This window comes from Nonomuraea sp. JJY05 (assembly GCF_043496855.1).
Lineage (GTDB): Bacteria > Actinomycetota > Actinomycetes > Streptosporangiales > Streptosporangiaceae > Nonomuraea.
This window is the reverse complement of the sequence record NZ_JBIEIS010000042.1, coordinates 20,580-36,380: the sequence shown is the minus strand read 5'-3', so window position 1 is coordinate 36,380 and position 15,801 is coordinate 20,580. Positions and strand designations below refer to the sequence as shown.

The following is a 15,801-nucleotide window of genomic DNA, read 5'->3' as shown; positions in this document are numbered from 1 at the left end:
CGTGGCCGTCCTCACGCGGGCCCGGCCCCGCACGCTCCACCGGGCGCGGCCCGTGCGCAACCGCGACGGCTGGTGGGCCGCGTTCTTCCTCGCGCCGCAGGTCGCCGCGCTGCTGGTGTTCCTCGTCTTCCCGCTCGGCTTCGCCGTCGTGCTGGCGTTCATGCGCTGGGACGGGCTCGGGCAGAAGGAATGGGCCGGCTTCGACAACTTCGCCGCCCAGCTCTCCGATCCCGAGTTCGGGCTGGCGGTGTGGAACACGGTCAAGCTGGCGCTGCTGACCGTGCCGTTCGGGCTCGGTCTCGCGCTGCTCATCGCCGTCGCGCTGAACAACGTCAAGGGCGGCGGCTTCTACCGGGTGCTGTACTTCCTCCCGGTCGTCACCAGCTCCGTGGCCGTCGCGCTGATGTGGCAGATCATCCTGGCCGGCGGCGACTACGGCGTCCTGAACGCGTCGCTGCAGCGCTGGTTCGGCATCACCGCGCCTGACTGGCTCGGCGATCCCGGCTGGGTGATCGTGGCCATCGCCGTCGTGACGATCTGGTCGTCGCTCGGCCTCAACGTGGTGATCTTCCTGGCCGGGCTCCAGACGATCCCGCCGCAGATTGTCGAGGCCGCGCGCATGGACGGCGCGGGCAGCCTGCGCATCTTCCGCTCGGTCACGCTGCCGCTGCTCTCGCCGACGATCTTCTTCTCCACCGTCGTCGCGGTGATCAGCTCGTTCCAGGCCTTCGACCAGATCTACGTGCTGGTGGACCCGGAGGACAACGAGGGCGCGAGGACGATCGTCTACCAGGTCTACGAGCTGGGCTTCAAGGACTTCCAGTTCGGCATGAGCAGCGCCGCCGCGCTGATCCTCCTGGTCCTGACGCTGCTCGTGACGCTCGTCCAGTTCGCGGCGCAGAAGCGCCTCGTCCACTACGACTCGTGAGGGGGCCGGGATGCGACCCAGGCAGGTAGCCCTGCACGCCGGGCTCACCCTCGGCGGGCTGGCGATGCTCTTCCCGTTCGTCTGGATGCTGCTGACGTCGTTCAAGGGCGTGCGGCAGATGCTGAACGACCCGCTCGACTGGCTGCCCGGCCCGTGGCGCTGGGAGAACTACCCCGACGCGCTCGGCGCGATGCCGTTCGGCACCGCGTACTGGAACAGCTTCTACATCGCCGCGCTGAACGTCACGGTCACGCTGCTGACCTCGGCCATGGCCGCCTACGCCTTCGCCCGGATCAGGTTCCGCGGCTCCGGGGTGCTGTTCGTGGTGTTCCTGGCCACCCAGATGGTGCCCGCGCAGGTGACGGTCGTGCCGCTCTACCTGATGCTGGCCAGGTTCGGCTGGATCGACTCGCACCTGTCGCTCATCGTGCCGGGCATCGCGAACCCGTTCGCGGTGTTCCTGCTGCGCCAGTTCATCAGGGCCGTGCCCGTGGAACTGGAGGAGGCCGCCAGGATCGACGGGGCGGGCCGCTGGCGCTGCTTCTGGAACGTCGTGCTGCCGAACATCCGCCCCGGCCTCGGCGCGCTCGGCATCATCGCCTTCCTCGCGTCCTGGAACGCCTTCTTCTTCCCTCTGATCTTCCTGAACTCGCCCGAGCTCGCCACGGTGCCGCTGCTGCTCAGCCAGTTCTCCGGCCAGCGCACGGCCGTGGACTACGGGCTCATCCTGGCCGCCTCCGCGATCGCCGTCGTGCCGACGCTCATCGCCTTCCTCATCGGCCAACGGAAGATCATCAACTCGATGGCCGCTTCCGGCCTGGGCGGTCGCTGATGCCGGACCTGCGCGAACGCCCGTTCACCGACCGCGGCTCGCGGCTGCTGGTGACGGCGGCCGGCGACGGCTCGCTCCGGATCGCCAGAGCCCTGTACGAGACCAGGCTCGCCGACACGACCGTGCTCACCGGCCTGCGGATCCTTTCGGGGAGCGGCTCGGGGAGCGGCGAACTGCCGGTGCTGCGGGTGCTGCCGGACCGCGTGGAGTTCGCGGCCGGCGTGGCCATGGCCTTCGCGGGACCGGACACGCTGGTCCTGACCGGTGCGGGCGCGCGGGCCGTCTGGGACGGCGGCGAGGCCGACATCGACGGCTGCGTCACCCTCCTCGGCCCGGATCGCGCGAGGCACGACGCGGCGGCGGTGCTCGACGCGGCCGCCGCACGGTGGCGCGACTGGTTCGCCCGCATGCCCGCCGTGCCTGCGGACCTGCGCGAACGGGCGGAGGACGCGTGGTGGACGCTGGCGGTGAACCTGGTACGGATCCAGGGCCGAGAGTCGCTCGTCCCCTCCAAGAACGGCTACGTCGGCCTGTGGAACTGGGACTCCTACTTCCACGCCATCGCGCTCAGGCACGCCGACCCCGCCCTGGCCAGGGAGCAGATCCGCATCCTGCTCGACCACCAGCGCCCCGACGGCCTGATCCCCGACGTCGTACACGATCACGGCGTGCTGGCCGAGACCACGGACCTGCCCCGCTCCGATCTGGCCAGGCTGGCCGAGCACGTCGGGGGCGGGCCGATCGGGGACGCCGTCCCCGTCACGAAGCCGCCGCTCACCGCGTGGGCGGTGTGGAAGATCCACGAGGTGGACCCCGACCCCGCCTTCCTCGCCGAGGTCTACGAGCCGCTGGCCCGCTCGCAGGAGTGGTGGTTCACCCGCTCCGACCCGGACGGCGACGGCCTGGCCGAGTACCTGCACCCGTACTCGTCCGGCCTGGACGACAGCCCCATCTGGGACGGTGGCCCCCGTGCCGAGCCGCCCGACCTGAACGCCTACCTCGCCCTCCAGTACGACCGCCTGGGCGACATCGCACAGGCGCTCGGCAAGGATGACGCACCGTGGCGAGCCAGGGCGCAGGCCCTGGTGGACCGCATGATCGCGCGCCGGTGGAACGGCACCAGGTTCGCCACCGTGGTCGGCGGGCGCGAGGCGGACGTGCGCACCCCGCTGGAGCTGTTGCCGCTCTTCACGGGGAGGCTCCCCGCGGGGATCGCGGACCGGCTCGTCGCCGACCTGCGCTCGCCCGGCTTCTGGGCCGAGCACCCGGTGCCGACCGTCGCCTTCGACGACCCGAGATTCGACCCCGAGGCCATGTGGCGCGGACCGGTCTGGCTGAACGTCAACTACCTGCTCATCGACGGCCTGCGCCGCTCGGGGCATCAGGAGACGGCCGCCGAGCTGCGCGAGCGCACGCTGGCCATGGTCCGCGACGGTGGCGGCCTCCACGAGTACTGGAACCCGCTGACCGGCCGTCGCGCGGCCCGCGCGACGACCGCCTTCGGCTGGTCGGCCGCCCTCTTCCTGGACCTCGCCCAGGAGGGCTGACCGGCACCGGACGGCGCAACGCGACCGAACCGGACTGCCTCCCATCGCGGGGCTGCCCGACGGCCTGACAGCCGGCATGCACCATCTGCGGCCGTGCGGAAATGGAGCTGCTCGCGGCGGAGGTGGCTCAGAGCGGCCCCCTTCGACAGCGCACTCGACCGAGCGCTGCCGGAGAGAGGCGTGGCCGTCCGGCCGACGAGTCGTGGAGCTCTACAAGAAATGCGTGTCCCGTGGGCCGGGCGTGACGGTGGCGTCATGGGCCGAGAGTTCCGCGTTCGGGGGAGGCACGTTCAGCCGGCCCGGCGGGCCGCCTCCATCGCCGCGGCCACTGACGCGGCCGCACGCCCGATGACCTTCGTCCCGGGCCTCGGGCCGTTGTAGGTGAGCGTGGCGGTGACGTTGGACATGCGGAACACCATGTTGGCCACGTACGTGCCGTTCGCCCGGTGGACGGACGCGAACGACTCCTCCCCGACCACCGGAGTCCGGGTGAACGTGATGTCCGGATGCTCGTCCCGCAGATCCTGAAAGTTCTGCTTGATGCCGGCGAAGTTGGCCTTGGCGCCCTCGAGGGTGGGGACCCGGTAGAGCGAGACGGTCGCGTAGGAGCCGTTGGCACCGAAGTACTGGCAGATCTGCCGGTTGCGATGGTCTCTCTGGAGCGTGCCGCCGAGCAGCGTGCTGACCTGAGCGGGGGTCAGCACACGGCAGGAGTGCAGACTGGCGGCGTCGAAGAGAGGCTTGCCGGCCGGTGAGGACGAAACGGGCTTGGCCGGCGGTGTGGTGTTGGGAGTCGGCCCGGCGCTCGCACTCTCTCCCGGACGGGTCATCCCCCAGATCACCGCACCCGCCGTCAGGGAGAGCGCGAGAACCAGCGCGCCGCCCACGACGGCGAACCGTCGCCGCGCGGGTGCGGACCGCCGGGCCGTGGGACGGGTGCCCGCCGGAACGTCGCCCTGGGCCACCGCCTGCAACCACGCCGCCGCCTGCGCGGGGGAGCAGCGGAGCTGGGGCTCCTTCGCCAGCAGCGCGGCGAGGACGGGCGTGAGCGAGCCGGCCCGCTGCGGGGGCGCCGGCTCGCGCAGCAGTACGGCCGCCATCACGGCCGCCGCATTGGGGCCGGTGTAGGCGGCCCTGCCCTCCACCGCCAGGTACAGGGTGGCTCCCAGCGACCACAGGTCGGCCTCCGGGCCGTCGGCCTCGCCACGCAACCGCTCCGGCGCTATATAGCCGGGCGAGCCGTTCAGCAGGCCGGTCTGGGTCAGCGCGGCGTCCCCCGCCACGGTGGCGATGCCGAAGTCGGTCAGGAGCACCCGCCCGTCCTGGGTGAGCAGAACATTGCCCGGCTTGACGTCGCGGTGCAGGACCCCCATCGTGTGCGCGGCGGCCAGCGCGTCGAGCACGTGCCGCCCCACCAGGGCGGTCCGGGCGGGCGGCAGCGGCCCGTCCTCGCGCACGATCCGGTCGAGGGAACGGCCGTGGACCAGCTCCATCACGATCCACGGCCGGCCGCTGTCCATGACGACGTCGTGCACCGTGACGATCGACGGATGCGAACGCAGCCGCGCCGCGGCCCGCGCCTCACGCAGGGTCCGCTCGGTCAGCTCGGCCCGGGACGCCTCGTCCAGATCTGCGGGCAGCCGCACCTCCTTGACGGCGACCTGCTGACGGAGCAGTTCGTCGACGGCCAGCCACACCGTGCCCATGCCGCCCTGGCCGAGCTGCGACATCAGCGAATAGCGGCCTGCCAGCATCATCGTCATGCCATCGCCGTGAGGCAGGACGCGTCATCGCCGCATAAGCGGGCCATCCGCGGTCCGGGCCCGGCGGGCGCGAGTTTCGCCACTGGCTGTTCCTCCAGAGCTGAGCTGTCGCATGGGTCGGCCGTACGAGCCGACGGCTGTGTCCCGGAGCCAGGCCCGCGGATGCCGCTCGGCATGCGGCAAGCCCGTGGTGGGAAGGGCACACCGTAGCATGCGCGACGTCGGGCCCGCGGCTCGGGACGATCACGTACGAGTGGCAGCTCTCAGGCCGTGCTTTTGTGGGGTCGGCTGGCGGTCCTGCGTCGGTGGCCGGCCACCCAGCCGGCGTGCCTCACCGGCGAGTGACAAGAGGGATGTCGTGTATCGGTGGGTAAAGACCTTTACATGACTCGCCCCTTCATTCGAGCGATCGTCGCGTGGGTGGCGTTCGCGCTGTTCATCGCGTTGACCGTTGCAGCCGCCCATTTCCACCATTGGACGGCATTCGCGACGGGCTTGTGTCTCACCGTGATTGCCGCGATCTTCGGTGTGATCGCGAGTCAACAAGCTCGCATCGATCGCTGCAGCACTCCTGATGCACACAGCCGCGAATGAACGTTCGGTTCTGGTGGTTGGCGAGCCCCGTCGATGACATGTGGTGCGGGCTGCGAAGGGCAGCATGAGGGCAGCGCCCTGGCGTCGTCCAGGGCTGCGGTCAAGGCGCCGCCGGCCAGGATGCTGTCGCTGGTCCACCGATTGCTGAGGTGCTTGTTCGGCCTGCTGCGACTCATATTCGAGCGGAACCCGGCGCCGGCGCAGCACGTCGCGGGGGTAGCGAAGAGGACGTCCCATGACGGGCGAGGAAGCAGCCGCGACCAGCCCGCGAGTACAACCCGGCCTCGCCACGCCATCGAAGCCGTCGCCAACCAGGACCGCTGAGAGCTGCCCAATCCCGGAGGGGCGTTCGGGCGGGCACGAAGACCTGGATCACGGCTGGCTGGCAGAACGGTTCACCGATTCGGTGGCCATGGCCAGGCGTGGACATCCTACGACCGGGTCCATCGACGGCGTCGGTGTCTCCTCCGATGAGAGGGAGGCGCGCTGGCTGGCCGTCGCCGGAGCGCTTGAGCGCTACTCCAGCTCCGTCTACAGCGAGGACCAGTTCCTCCGGGCGACCGCCGCCGAGCTGGGGGAGGAGGCGCTTGATCTCGATCAGGTGCCAAGGATCGCCGATGCCGAGGCAGCCGATCCCTGTGAGTGCCAAGAACTCGGCAGCAGCGCGGATCGATGATTCGCTCACGCATGGCCGCAGCCGGTGCGGGCGTCGGGGGTGATGGCGGTGATCCGGTCCGGGTGCTGCGCCAGGCCGGCGTCGCGCCTCGATGCAGATCTACGATCGAGATCATTTCTTCTGGCCCATGTGGTCGATAGTTTTCTGGGGCATCGGACTGGTCTTCCATTTCTGGGGTGTCCACTCGCCGCCCAGATCGAAGGCCGATCGGTGAGACGGCCGTCGCACGGCCTTCCTCTCCCGCCAGCCCACGCGTGATCCGAACCCGGAGGAGCCCTAGATGCCAACCCGAGTCAACCGGCAGACCGTCGACCTGTCCGCCTACCCAGACCTGCTGGTCCTGTATCTCGGAATGCGGGTGAACCGGCTGTACGGGATCCGAACCTTCTTCGGCTTCGGCCGGAAGATCAGTGAGTCGGTCGCCGGCAAGCCGGACGGACTGCTGCTGCACGAGCCCGTCTACTACTCGTTCTTCCCGATGAACATGGGGATGCGCCAGTACTGGCGCGACCTGCCCTCGCTGCTCGCGTTCGCCCGGTCGGAGCCGCATCGACAATGGTGGCTCGACTTCCTGCGAGACTCCGGCGGCACCGGTTTCTGGCACGAGACCTACTCGATCAAGGGCGGTATGGAGGCCGTCTACGATGACGTGCCCAAGCCGCTCGGCTTCGGACGGTTCGCCGGGATCCAGCGCGCTCGCGGTCCCATGTTCGGCTCCGCGGCCCGGCTGGGGCGTTCCGAGGGTGGCAGTTCGGTCCTCAGCGAGACGGACCTTTACGAGTCCTAGCCACGCAGACGCCCGGCCGGAAAGTGGCAGTTCGGTCCTCAGCGAGACGGACCTCTACGAGTCCTAGCCACGCAGACGCCCGGCCGGAAACTCGCGGGGGCATGAGGCAGGCCCGCCCGCGCCCCCGCCGAGCCGGCCGCGCCCCTGCCGAGCCGCCCGCACCCCCGTTGAGCCGCCCGCACCCCCGTTGAACCGGCCGCGCGACGTCGTACACGCCCGCCGTCCCAAGTTCCGATCGGCCGATCTTTCACCACCCATTCCGGACCAGTAGAATCGGTGCCTGCCGCGATCCAACACAGGTCGCAAGCGGACAATCTGTAATGTCCAGCCGGGAGCCGACAGTTTGACTGGGCCAGCTCATCCCGTTCGGCTCGGCGGTGAAGGCCCGTCGGCCGGCGCCGATCCTCTGCGCCTGCAGGTCCTGGGCCCGTTGCGGCTGTGGCGTGGTCGCGTCGAACTGGACGCCGGCCCCCGGCAGCAGGCGCAACTGTTGGCCCTGCTCCTGGCGCGGGTGGGCCATCCGGTCAGCACGAGGCAGTTGATCGACCTGATCTGGGCCGACAACGCCCCCGCCAGCGCGCTCAACGTCATCCAGAAGTACATCGGGGCATTGCGGCGGGTGCTCGAACCCGCGGTCCCCGCCCGGGCAGCCGGTACCTACCTGCACCTGCGCGGCAACGCGTACGTGTTCAGCGCCGGCTCCGGCACGCTGGACCTCGTCAACTTCCGGGAACTCCTCGGGGCCGCCCAGACCGCCCTCGCCCAGCAGGGCCGCAAAGTGGCGCTCGACCATTACGTCAAGGCGCTCGGCCTCTGGCGGGGCCCCGCAGGGGACGGACTGTCCTTCGGATCGGCCGCGATGTCGATCCTGGCCGCCCTCGACGACGAGTTCGTGCTTCGGCGCGGCGTGCCCACTCCACCAGGGGTGGTGCCCTCGGTCCACCGAGCATGACCGGGCGACCCGATACCGATGTCCATTGCTGGTGAGATTCCTTCCAGAAAGAGATGTCGAGATGGTGCGACGCGTGTGATCGGATCGTCTGTCAGCCTGGCCGGTCAGACTTGATCAGAACGCCGTGTGAGCCGGTCGGTTCGTTCCGCAGGAGCCCTTGCAGATCGGCGACGGGCTGGACTCCGGAGACCGGCGGGCGGCCGTCGATCACGAGGCTGGGCACGCCGGTGATGCCGTGCTCTGCCGCGCGGCGCCGGTCGGCGCGTACCTCGTCGGCGTAGTCGTCGCCGTCCAGGACAGTGCGCACTTCCCCGGTGTCCAGCCCGGCCTCGTGGCCCAGGCGCTGCAGGACCTGCGGGTCGGCCACGTTGTTCCCCTCGGTGTGGTACGCGTGCAGCAGCAGCTCCACCATCTGATCGGCCCGGCCGCGGTCGGCGGCCAGCTTGACCAGCCGGTGCGCGTCGAAGGTGTTCACCGGGCGGGCCAGATGCAGGTTCAGCTCCAGGCCTTCCGCCGCGCCCAGCGACCGGATCCGGGCGATGCGGGCGGGCGCCTGCTCGCCCCACCAGCCGGCCATGGCCTCCGCGGCGGTCGGCCCGGGCGTCCGGCCTTCGTCCGGCGCGAGCTCGTAGGCGCGCCAGACGATCTCGATGCTGTCGCGGCCGGGCTGCTGGGCCAAGGCGGCCGTCAGGCGTCTCTTGCCGATGTAGCACCAGGGGCACAGCACATCGGCGTATATCTCAAGGTTCATGAATGTCCCGCACGGTGATCGTGGTTGATGGAGCGAGGTCGGTTCACCCGGCGGCGTGCTGCCGACGGATACAGCCGCCCGCCGGCAGGGATCGGACGATCAGGCATCGAGGCGCTGCGGCCCGGGGCCGACCTCGCGGACGACGGTGTAGGTGGGCACCCCGGTCATGCGGGGTTCGGCCTTACCGGACAGGTCCTCCAGCGCCTTGCCGATGGCGGCCATCCGGCCGTCGGTGGCGGAGGTCTCCACGAAATGGCGATAGTCCGCCTCGCTCGCCCAGTGCACGATGTTGTACACGCGACTGCCGTCCGTGCTCACATGAAAACGAGCCGAGCGATAGCCGGGATAGAAGCGCACCCACCGCTCCTGGATCTCCGCGAAAGCCTCCACAAGCTCACGCTGTGCGTCAAAGCCATCAACGGTGTAGTCGATGATCGAATAGAAACCGGCATCGGTGCTCACGAACACACTCCTCAAGGTCGGGTGCAGGGGCAACAGCCTGGCTGCCATCGTGCAATCTCAACCACGCTTGAGGTCAAACGCCCGGGCGAAGGCGCAACCGATCCCGCCCTACTTCCGGGAGCGACTTCCGGAGTCACAACCCCAGAGATCCCGCAGGCCCCCGGACCAGCTTCCGGAAACACAAGCCGGGCGCGAGCCGTCGAGTTCCCCGGCCCGCACGCGGCAATCCTCGCCCAGTACGCCACCGCGCTCGAGCGCTCACCACTGGCCGACTCCAGCAAGACCAAGTACCGCTCCCGGCCGCTCATCATCGTCCACGCCCAGCTACGCCTCGGCCGCCACCTGATCGAGGACCTACGCCACCCCCGGGAAAGACCCATCCCACGCGGCCGGCTCACACCCGCACGCATCTGGCGCGGGTTCAGGAGCCTCCGCCCGGTCCTCGCCCAACCGGTCGGCGCACCCAAACCTTCCAGCCCCGGCCCGGGACGCCCACCCGGCATCCCCGACCGCCGACCCGCGCCCCGCTACGACGTCGGCAAGCCGCGCCGACGTGCTTGTGAAGTAGCGATCATTCGGCTCAGTCGTCGGGGTCGGACCTCGTTCCCGTGTCGAACCTCGCCGTCACGGGCGCCGCGCTCCAGTCGCTCACCTCATCGCCCTTGTCGACGCGCAGCAGCCGCGCCTGCATGACGTCCGTCAACTGGTCGGCGCCGGGCAGGAACTCCGGGCCGTTGACGAAGTGCATGACGGCCCCGACGACGTCACGGCTGTCGTCCTCGTCGAGGTCCTCGGCGTCGAACGGCCTCCAGCCCGTCGCGGTGGCCGCCGCGAGAAGGCGAGCCGGGTCGTGGACGTGCACCTCCAGCAGGCTGATCGTGCGTACGACCGGCCCGGGGAAGGCGTCGAGGCGGGCGTCGCCCGGCGTGCGGCTCTCAAGGTCGCCACCGAGGCCGGCCGAGTCGCCGCGGCCCCGCCGCAGGGACTCCCACGTGGCGGCTAGCTCGGGGGCGTCGGCCCAGGTCCCGTTCACGACATCGGCCAGCGTACGGCGGAAGGAGGCGGCGGGCGCGTCGGGCAGAGCCGCTGCGATCCGCTCAGACTCAGCGCGGGCGGCGGGGCCCAGGCCGTGCTCCAGCACCGAGGAGAGAAGGTAGGCGGCGTGCTGAGCGACGGCGGGATCGGTGCAGGTCAGTACGGCATGCAGGGTCGCGGGCTGGCCGGAGCGTTCGACGAGGGCGTAGACCCGGCTCTTGGCGCGGGTGTGCTCGCAGTGGAAGGCGCGAGGGACGGCAGAGGTCATGATCGGGTTCTCCATCAACGTGAGGTACGTGGAAAACCGCTGGTGGGCGCGGTACGGCCACGCCCCCTGACGGAGAAGTCCTGCCCGCTGGTGCTGCTGGTACGGCCAGCTGCCCGGTTCGGTGTTTGCATCGTACCGCTTGGGTGTTGTTTCGGGTGACTATGCGTCGACTGGACCAGCCGGGGTCGAATTGGTCGCGAGGTGGGCTCTTGCGGTTGAGCGCGTCGCTCAAGCGAGTCCAACCACGGGTGCGGGTCGTCGGAGCCGACCTCGATCCTGACGCCCTGCCCATAGCGCGCCGCGAGGCCGGTGCCGCCGACGCGGCGCCGCGATGGCGGATCGGCAGGCGAAGCTATCGATGGCCGGCCGAGGAGTGGGCGGTTTGCCCGGCGTGCGCGGTGGTCTCCACCAGCGTGCGGCAGCGCCGCAGGATCCGGCTGCGGGACCTGCTCACGGCGAGCAGACGCCCGCGGTGCGCTGGCACAAGCGGCAGTTCGCCTGCAAAGGAGTGCGATAGAGGGCCGAAAGACGTGGCCAGAAACGATGGAGATGTCCAAGGAGGTGGGCGTTCCCGACTGACATGTCTGCGGTCGAGTGCATGGGCTGGATGTTCGCGCGGTGAGGGCTGGGCGGTGGGCCGGCCATCGAGGCGCCTGGGGGACCTCGTCGGCTGCCGGAGGCGGGCCGCGGATGGTCTGAGCTGGCTCGGGGGTCAGGTCGCTGTCGTGCGCGTCGGCCGGGTCGATCCGGACGATGGCGGCGGGCCGTCGGCCTTCGACTCCGCGGGAACATTTGTCCAAGACTGATGGTCGATCGTCCGTGCATGGTCTCCGCATGAATGAGTACGACATTGAGCACTCGCATGGGATGCACGTGGTCCATGACGGTCCGCGGCAGGCGCCGCCGTTGTTGCTCATCCACGGATCAGGGGCCTCGGGCGCCTTCTGGGGTCCGGTGGTCCCGGCGCTGGCCGGCCACCATCACGTCATCCGGGTCGACCTCCCGGGTTGCGGCCAGTCCGCGCCCGCGCCGTCGTATGACGTGCCTGCGCAGGCGGGCCAGGTGGCGGCGCTGCTGGACGACCTCGGGCTTCGTCACGTCGCCGCGGTCGGGCACTCCAGCGGCGGCTACGTCGCCACCGCGCTTGCCGAACAACGTCCCGACCTCGTGGGATCGCTTGCACTGATCAGTAGCGGCCCACGTGTGGATGCGCTCCTTCGGCAGCCGTTCATCCTTCGGCTCCTGTTGGCCCCGCCCTTGGGCCCGCTCATGTGGTCGAGGCGTTCTGATGCGATGATCCGCAAGGGGATCAGCGCGACGGCCGCCCGCCCGGTGGAGCTCCCGGACGACGTGGTCGCCGACGTGCGGGGCATCACCTACCGCGTGATGAGGACGGTGCTGCGCCGGAACACCGCGTACATCGCCGAGCGGAGCGTGCCCGAGCGTCTGGCCGCCCTCAAGGTCCCCGTGCAGGTGATCTTCGGCGCTGCCGACCCCCGTTGGGAGCCATCGTCGGCGCACCAGTACGACGCGGTGCCGGACGCACGGATCGAACTGCTGCCCGGCGTCGGACACCTACCCATGTTGGAAGCGCCCGAGACGACCAGCAAACTGCTGCTGAGCTTCACGGCAACGGGCCGCCGACAACCCGTGATCCCTGATGCCTAGACCGGCCATGTATTGCCGACCGGTAGGCCACCTGACCGGGCGTGGGTGGACGTCGCGGTCCCACGCCCGTCGGTTCGGCTGCCGGGGATCAGCATGGCCGGGGTCCGCCGTCCTGCCCCGGCCTTGGTGGACATCGCCATGGTCGCGTACCCGTCCGTCACCCTGCTCGTCGATCTCAGGCAACTGGCCGGGGAGCCGGCGAGTGCCTCCAGATCCGGCTGGATCCGGTCGCGGCGGCTGCGTTGTTCGGCGCATCGACCGAGCTCAGCGGGACGGGGGGCGCGACGCCGGGCGAGCCGGGGACAGGCTGCGCGCCGCCGCGTCGTGGGACGAACGGTTCGCGGTGGACATCCTGGGCCGGAGGCTGGGCGCCCCACGATGTTCCTCCGGTGAGCGAAGACCGCGACCAAGAAGGACGCCTGGTCTTCCTGGTTTCGTCGGAGGTGCGCGCCCCGGCGGGCCCGGCCGGTGTGCCGTCAGCGCTGCTGCCGCAGCACACCGATCAGGCTGGTGAGACTGTCCCCGCCGTGGCCTGCGGCGACGCCCCGGCGGAAGAGCTCCAGGACGGCGGCCGGGAGCGAGCCGTCCACACCGGACGCCCGCGTGGTCTTCAGCACGTGTTCCACGCTCGCCACGCCCATGGAGATCCGGTCCACGTCCCCCTCGTGGTTGCCCGCAGTGATGCGCGGCGCGTAGAACTCAAGGAAATAGCGCAGGTCCAGGGTCTGCACCGCGCGCGGCAGGAAGTCGGCCGCCGAGATGCCGTTGGCCTCCGCGACCGCCTGGCCGTGCACGTAGCCCGCCATCGCGGTCCAGAACATGTCGATCCCGATCTGGTAGTAAAGCGCGGCCAGCCCCTGGTCCTCGCCGAGATAGTCGATCCCGGTCAGCACCTCGAGGGCGGCCCGATGCGCCTCGATCGCGTCGTTCGGCCCGCTGTAGTAGGTCATCGCGCCCGGCGTGCCGATGCCGGGCGGCGGCACGAGCACGCCGCCGGTGATCTGCACGGCCCCGCGCTCGGCGAGCCACGCGGCCGCCCGGCGGGCCCGGTCCGGGGTGTCGGAGGTGAGGTTGGCCAGGGTACGGCCGGCCAGCGCGGCCTCGGGTGCCTGCGCCAGGATGGCATCCATCGCGTCGTAGTCGGTCAGGCTCAGTACCGCCAGCTCGTTGGCGGCGAGCGCGGCACCGGCCGACTCCGCCCGTTTCGCGCCCCGCGCCACCAGGTCATCGGCCCTGGCGGCGGTGCGGTTCCACACGGTCACCTCGTAGCCGTTGTCGAGGTAGGCGGCGGCCATGGCCTGTCCCATCGGACCCAGCCCGATCACGGTCACGGACTTCATTTGGATACTTCCCATCACTAGGACGAACGCTCTATCTAGTCACGACCGTAGCAGACCGTTAGAACGAACGCTCTATCTAGTACGATGGGAACCATGCGAACCCAGCACGAGCTCGGCACCCGGGAACGGATCGTCCGGACCACCTCTCGCCTGATGCAGCAGCAGGGATACGAGGCGACCGGCCTCAAGCAGATCTCCCAGGAGGCCAAGGCCACCCTGGGCTCGGTCTACCACTTCTTCCCGGGCGGCAAGCGGGAGCTGGCGATCGAGGCGGTCCGGCACGGCGACCGGGAGTTCGCCGAGTTCCTGCGGGCCGCGTTCGACCGGGACGACGACCCCGCCGCCGCGGTGGTCGCCTGCACCCGCGACCTGGCGAGCGGGCTGCGCGAGTCCGGGTGGCTGGACGGCTGCCCGGTCACCACCACGGCGCTGGAGAGCGCGGGCCGGGAGCCGGAGATCCAGCAGGCCGCGGAGGACGCCTACGAAAACTGGCGCACGCTGGTCCGCGAGAAGCTCGAGCGCTCCGGCTTCGCCGCCGACGTGGCGCACGACCTCGCGCACACCGTGATCAACCTGCTGGAGGGCGCGGAACTGTCGGCACAGGTGGCGCAGAGCGAGGCGCCGCTGGAGATCGCCGGTCGGCACCTCGCCCGGCTCATCGACTCCTACCGCTGAGCCGGGCCGCCCCCACCCGGCATCCTGAAACGGTGGTCGCCGTGACCGGCCGCCGTACGAGATCGTGCAGGGGGGAGCCAAGACGTGTCGACGGATTCGCGCGCGTCCCGGCTGGAAGCACAGACCGAGCACGACCCCGCCGCGACCGGACAAGGCACGGGTGTGATCTGGTCCGTCCATGACCAGGTTGTGGGCCTGTTGCACCGTCCACGCGCCGGTCGGGTGCGGGGACTCCGGCCAGGTGCAGGCGCCGGGTGCCATGCTCGGTGAAGAGCAGCACATACAGCCGTTTGAGCAGCACGGTTTCGACCACGAGGAGTCGCACGCGATGATCGCGTGAGCTTGACGCTACAGGATTGCCGTGCCTGCGCAAGAGTGTCGCCGGGGCAACCGCGAACACCTCCGCCCACCGGCGACGGCGAACCAGTCTCGACAACGCCACAAGCCGGAGCCGGTCGACGTGACCCCACCGTGGCCGACCACCGAGCTGCCTGGGCAGCACCTGATTCTCGTGACGGAGCACCAGCAGCTCAACGTCCCTGGACAGACCAGCGCGGACCAGCACCGCCGGCAAGCCGAACAAGCACCTCACCAAGCGGTAGACCAGCGACAACAACACCCCGCGATGGTCGCAGCCGGCGCCGTGATCATGCAGCTCAAGCCCTATGTAGCGGGTTCGGCGCGGCTCCGGTCCACGAGGCGCGCAAGCGGCTCAACTCCTACCCGTTGCGCTGATGGCCTTAACATGGCTCCCTTGAGCATCTATCGGTTTAAGTTGTTTGCAAGCGTCACAATACAGACTCTCCTCACCAACCACGCTGCCGTCCGCTTGGACGGCACGAAGGGAAGACATCATGCAGCTAGGCAAGAGGCTCACTGTCATGGCCGCTTGCGTCTTTATGACGAGCGGGGTGCTGGCTACGGCGTCTCCCGTGGCAGCTATTGCGGCTACATCGGCTACTGCGGGGCAAAGCCAAGCACGTTACTATTACGGCGCCATCGCTGTGGCGCGGAACGGCCGTACTGGCAGGTCCTGGGACTACAGAACAGTGGCTTCCGCCAAACGGCGGGCACTGAGAGAGTGCGGCCGCTCCAGCTGCAAAGTCCTTGTCACATTCGTCAACGGGTGTGGCGCTGTCGCCTACAATTCCAGGAGAAACGTCTTTTGGGGCGGCAGGGGGAGCACGCCCGCCAGGGCGAAGAGGAACGCCATCGCCAATGCGGGCGGCGGTCGCTGGATCGCCTATCAATGCACCAGGCGATGGCGATAACGCTGGTACGGCAGCCATTTTGGTCAGTTGAGCTGGATGTACGCGGTGGTCGGGCGGGCTCGGTGAGGGAATCAGCGGGCCCGTGCTTGGTGGCGGCGTCGCCAGGGTGACCAGTGGGCGGCGTGTTCCAGGGGCGGTGCGTGGCCGGTGACGGCGTTGACCAGTGCGCCTGCCGATAATTGTGTTCGACCAGATCACGGGGCACGCGAGCTACCGTGGTGACCGGAAACGCCTCCGCCCACCGGCGACGGC

The 15,801-nt window shown here is 69.8% G+C and carries 17 protein-coding genes; 12 read left to right on the top strand and 5 right to left on the bottom strand.

Going from position 1 to position 15,801, the window contains the following annotated elements; all coding sequences use genetic code 11:
* Nucleotide 1: 1 nt before the first annotated feature.
* The 3 genes from ACFKCF_RS46405 to ACFKCF_RS46395 are packed head-to-tail and all read left to right on the top strand — an operon-like array spanning nucleotide 2 to nucleotide 3,307.
* Nucleotides 2-928, top strand: coding sequence for a carbohydrate ABC transporter permease (locus ACFKCF_RS46405; RefSeq protein WP_394501770.1), 927 nt, complete (start codon nucleotides 2-4; stop codon nucleotides 926-928).
* Between the two features lie 10 nt (nucleotides 929-938).
* The gene (locus ACFKCF_RS46400) at nucleotides 939-1,760 is read left to right on the top strand and encodes a carbohydrate ABC transporter permease (protein ID WP_394501769.1); all 822 of its coding nucleotides are present in this window, start codon (nucleotides 939-941) and stop codon (nucleotides 1,758-1,760) included.
* Nucleotides 1,760-3,307, top strand: a complete 1,548-nt coding sequence (locus tag ACFKCF_RS46395) for an amylo-alpha-1,6-glucosidase (protein ID WP_394501768.1) — start codon at nucleotides 1,760-1,762, stop codon at nucleotides 3,305-3,307. The genes ACFKCF_RS46400 and ACFKCF_RS46395 overlap by 1 nt, the downstream gene beginning before the upstream one ends.
* A 290-nt stretch (nucleotides 3,308-3,597) precedes the next feature.
* Here the strand turns inward: ACFKCF_RS46395 and ACFKCF_RS46390 are convergent, their stop codons facing one another.
* Nucleotides 3,598-5,070 carry a protein kinase gene (locus ACFKCF_RS46390; RefSeq protein WP_394501767.1) on the bottom strand — a complete coding sequence of 491 codons (1,473 nt, stop codon included), beginning with the start codon at nucleotides 5,068-5,070 and terminating at the stop codon, nucleotides 3,598-3,600.
* Between the two features lie 420 nt (nucleotides 5,071-5,490).
* On the opposite strand from ACFKCF_RS46390, the gene ACFKCF_RS46385 reads away from it, so the two are divergent.
* The 5 genes from ACFKCF_RS46385 to ACFKCF_RS46365 all read left to right on the top strand — a co-directional run bounded on the left by ACFKCF_RS46385 (nucleotide 5,491) and on the right by ACFKCF_RS46365 (nucleotide 8,079).
* Nucleotides 5,491-5,664 (top strand): hypothetical protein, encoded by a 174-nt coding sequence (locus tag ACFKCF_RS46385; RefSeq protein WP_394501766.1) that lies wholly within the window; start codon nucleotides 5,491-5,493, stop codon nucleotides 5,662-5,664.
* A 235-nt stretch (nucleotides 5,665-5,899) separates the two neighbouring features.
* Entirely contained in the window at nucleotides 5,900-6,340 is a 441-nt protein-coding gene (locus ACFKCF_RS46380; protein WP_394501765.1) for a hypothetical protein, read from the top strand.
* Nucleotides 6,341-6,431: 91 nt separating this feature from the next.
* Nucleotides 6,432-6,554 (top strand): 2TM domain-containing protein, encoded by a 123-nt coding sequence (locus tag ACFKCF_RS46375; RefSeq protein WP_394501764.1) that lies wholly within the window; start codon nucleotides 6,432-6,434, stop codon nucleotides 6,552-6,554.
* 66 nt (nucleotides 6,555-6,620) lie between these two features.
* Entirely contained in the window at nucleotides 6,621-7,127 is a 507-nt protein-coding gene (locus ACFKCF_RS46370) for a monooxygenase family protein (protein WP_394501763.1), read from the top strand.
* 343 nt (nucleotides 7,128-7,470) lie between these two features.
* A complete protein-coding gene (locus ACFKCF_RS46365; RefSeq protein ID WP_394501762.1) occupies nucleotides 7,471-8,079 on the top strand; it encodes a winged helix-turn-helix domain-containing protein in 609 nt (202 codons plus the stop codon).
* A 91-nt stretch (nucleotides 8,080-8,170) separates the two neighbouring features.
* Here ACFKCF_RS46365 and ACFKCF_RS46360 read toward each other — a convergent pair whose 3' ends face one another.
* The 3 genes from ACFKCF_RS46360 to ACFKCF_RS46350 all read right to left on the bottom strand — a co-directional run bounded on the left by ACFKCF_RS46360 (nucleotide 8,171) and on the right by ACFKCF_RS46350 (nucleotide 10,595).
* Nucleotides 8,171-8,830 (bottom strand): DsbA family oxidoreductase, encoded by a 660-nt coding sequence (locus tag ACFKCF_RS46360; RefSeq protein WP_394501761.1) that lies wholly within the window; start codon nucleotides 8,828-8,830, stop codon nucleotides 8,171-8,173.
* Nucleotides 8,831-8,929: 99 nt separating this feature from the next.
* On the bottom strand, nucleotides 8,930-9,292 hold the full coding sequence (locus ACFKCF_RS46355; RefSeq protein WP_394501760.1) for an antibiotic biosynthesis monooxygenase family protein: 363 nt from the start codon (nucleotides 9,290-9,292) through the stop codon (nucleotides 8,930-8,932).
* A 580-nt stretch (nucleotides 9,293-9,872) separates the two neighbouring features.
* The gene (locus ACFKCF_RS46350) at nucleotides 9,873-10,595 is read right to left on the bottom strand and encodes a hypothetical protein (protein WP_394501759.1); all 723 of its coding nucleotides are present in this window, start codon (nucleotides 10,593-10,595) and stop codon (nucleotides 9,873-9,875) included.
* 834 nt (nucleotides 10,596-11,429) lie between these two features.
* Here ACFKCF_RS46350 and ACFKCF_RS46345 point away from each other — a divergent pair.
* Nucleotides 11,430-12,263, top strand: coding sequence for an alpha/beta fold hydrolase (locus tag ACFKCF_RS46345; RefSeq protein ID WP_394501758.1), 834 nt, complete (start codon nucleotides 11,430-11,432; stop codon nucleotides 12,261-12,263).
* A 476-nt stretch (nucleotides 12,264-12,739) separates the two neighbouring features.
* Here the strand turns inward: ACFKCF_RS46345 and ACFKCF_RS46340 are convergent, their stop codons facing one another.
* Nucleotides 12,740-13,618: an NAD(P)-dependent oxidoreductase gene (locus ACFKCF_RS46340; RefSeq protein WP_394501757.1), complete on the bottom strand. Its 879-nt coding sequence runs from the start codon at nucleotides 13,616-13,618 to the stop codon at nucleotides 12,740-12,742.
* 78 nt (nucleotides 13,619-13,696) lie between these two features.
* Here ACFKCF_RS46340 and ACFKCF_RS46335 point away from each other — a divergent pair, with 78 nt between their 5' ends.
* The 3 genes from ACFKCF_RS46335 to ACFKCF_RS46325 all read left to right on the top strand — a co-directional run bounded on the left by ACFKCF_RS46335 (nucleotide 13,697) and on the right by ACFKCF_RS46325 (nucleotide 15,549).
* A complete protein-coding gene (locus ACFKCF_RS46335; protein ID WP_394501756.1) occupies nucleotides 13,697-14,278 on the top strand; it encodes a TetR/AcrR family transcriptional regulator in 582 nt (193 codons plus the stop codon).
* Nucleotides 14,279-14,456: 178 nt separating this feature from the next.
* Entirely contained in the window at nucleotides 14,457-14,618 is a 162-nt protein-coding gene (locus tag ACFKCF_RS46330) for a hypothetical protein (protein WP_394501755.1), read from the top strand.
* 514 nt (nucleotides 14,619-15,132) lie between these two features.
* Complete coding sequence (locus ACFKCF_RS46325; RefSeq protein ID WP_394501754.1) at nucleotides 15,133-15,549, top strand: DUF4189 domain-containing protein; 417 nt, start codon at nucleotides 15,133-15,135, stop codon at nucleotides 15,547-15,549.
* Nucleotides 15,550-15,801: the final 252 nt, after the last annotated feature.

Bases quoted from the DNA above. Each gene is read 5' to 3' on its own strand.
- ACFKCF_RS46400 (WP_394501769.1), top strand. From the start codon at position 939: ATGCGACCCAGGCAGGTAGCCCTGCACGCCGGGCTCACCCTCGGCGGG.
- ACFKCF_RS46395 (WP_394501768.1), top strand. From the start codon at position 1,760: ATGCCGGACCTGCGCGAACGCCCGTTCACCGACCGCGGCTCGCGGCTG.
- ACFKCF_RS46390 (WP_394501767.1), bottom strand. From the start codon at position 5,070: ATGACGATGATGCTGGCAGGCCGCTATTCGCTGATGTCGCAGCTCGGC.
- ACFKCF_RS46380 (WP_394501765.1), top strand. From the start codon at position 5,900: ATGACGGGCGAGGAAGCAGCCGCGACCAGCCCGCGAGTACAACCCGGC.
- ACFKCF_RS46375 (WP_394501764.1), top strand. From the start codon at position 6,432: ATGCAGATCTACGATCGAGATCATTTCTTCTGGCCCATGTGGTCGATA.
- ACFKCF_RS46370 (WP_394501763.1), top strand. From the start codon at position 6,621: ATGCCAACCCGAGTCAACCGGCAGACCGTCGACCTGTCCGCCTACCCA.
- ACFKCF_RS46360 (WP_394501761.1), bottom strand. From the start codon at position 8,830: ATGAACCTTGAGATATACGCCGATGTGCTGTGCCCCTGGTGCTACATC.
- ACFKCF_RS46350 (WP_394501759.1), bottom strand. From the start codon at position 10,595: ATGACCTCTGCCGTCCCTCGCGCCTTCCACTGCGAGCACACCCGCGCC.
- ACFKCF_RS46345 (WP_394501758.1), top strand. From the start codon at position 11,430: ATGAATGAGTACGACATTGAGCACTCGCATGGGATGCACGTGGTCCAT.
- ACFKCF_RS46340 (WP_394501757.1), bottom strand. From the start codon at position 13,618: ATGGGAAGTATCCAAATGAAGTCCGTGACCGTGATCGGGCTGGGTCCG.
- ACFKCF_RS46335 (WP_394501756.1), top strand. From the start codon at position 13,697: ATGCGAACCCAGCACGAGCTCGGCACCCGGGAACGGATCGTCCGGACC.
- ACFKCF_RS46330 (WP_394501755.1), top strand. From the start codon at position 14,457: ATGACCAGGTTGTGGGCCTGTTGCACCGTCCACGCGCCGGTCGGGTGC.
- ACFKCF_RS46325 (WP_394501754.1), top strand. From the start codon at position 15,133: ATGCAGCTAGGCAAGAGGCTCACTGTCATGGCCGCTTGCGTCTTTATG.